A 766-nucleotide genomic window follows, 5' to 3' on the forward strand; every position below is an offset into this window, starting at 1 on the left:
CGCTTTCGCTGTACCACCAAATTTTTTCGCCATAATCGTTGTTATAGCTGCAGTCAGTGTGGTTTTACCGTGGTCAACGTGACCAATCGTGCCTACGTTTACGTGCGGCTTTTTTCGCTCAAACTTTTCCTTTGCCATCGGAAAATCTCCCCTATAGAAAGTTGATAATTGTATGGTGCCCACAACTGGACTCGAACCAACGACCTCTTCCTTACCAAGGAAGTGCTCTACCGCCTGAGCTATGTGGGCTTTAAGCTACAGACTGATTTGATCTTCTAATCTATTAGCTCATTTGGAGCGGGTGATGGGAATCGAACCCACGCTATCAGCTTGGAAGGCTGAAGTTCTACCATTGAACTACACCCGCTTTTTTCTTTTTTTAAAAATGGTGGAGGGGGAAGGATTCGAACCTTCGAAGGCTGAGCCGTCAGATTTACAGTCTGATCCCTTTGACCGCTCGGGAACCCCTCCAAAAAGAATGCCATTTTCTTTCAGGAATTTATTAAAGTCAAGTACATTACTGTACCTGACTTCATTTAAGATGGTGCTGGCACTAGGAATCGAACCCAGGACCTACTGATTACAAGTCAGTTGCTCTACCAACTGAGCTACGCCAGCATTATCAATTTTCACTTTCACTTGAAAGTGGTTCGCCACTTTCGTGACTATTTAATAAAACCCTGGCGATGACCTACTTTCACATGGAGAAACTCCACACTATCATCGGCGCAAGTCTGTTTCACTTCTGAGTTCGAGATGGGATCAG

General features: G+C 44.8%; 1 protein-coding gene, 4 tRNA genes and 1 rRNA gene. All 6 read right to left on the reverse strand.

Annotated elements, in window-relative coordinates:
- Positions 1 to 138: GTP-binding protein (locus E1O89_RS15825; RefSeq protein ID WP_410054776.1), on the reverse strand; the 138-nt coding region annotated here is incomplete at its 3' end.
- A 35-nt stretch (positions 139 to 173) separates the two neighbouring features.
- Positions 174 to 249: transfer RNA gene (locus E1O89_RS15310), tRNA-Thr, on the reverse strand.
- Between the two features lie 44 nt (positions 250 to 293).
- A tRNA-Gly gene (locus E1O89_RS15315) sits at positions 294 to 367 on the reverse strand.
- A gap of 19 nt (positions 368 to 386) precedes the next feature.
- Positions 387 to 471: transfer RNA gene (locus E1O89_RS15320), tRNA-Tyr, on the reverse strand.
- A gap of 71 nt (positions 472 to 542) precedes the next feature.
- Positions 543 to 618, reverse strand: a tRNA-Thr gene (locus E1O89_RS15325).
- 60 nt (positions 619 to 678) lie between these two features.
- Positions 679 to 766 (reverse strand): 5S ribosomal RNA (rrf, locus tag E1O89_RS15330); the annotation flags it as partial.

The organism is Legionella genomosp. 1, from assembly GCF_900640215.1.
GTDB classification, from domain to species: Bacteria; Pseudomonadota; Gammaproteobacteria; order Legionellales; family Legionellaceae; genus Legionella_C; species Legionella_C quinlivanii_A.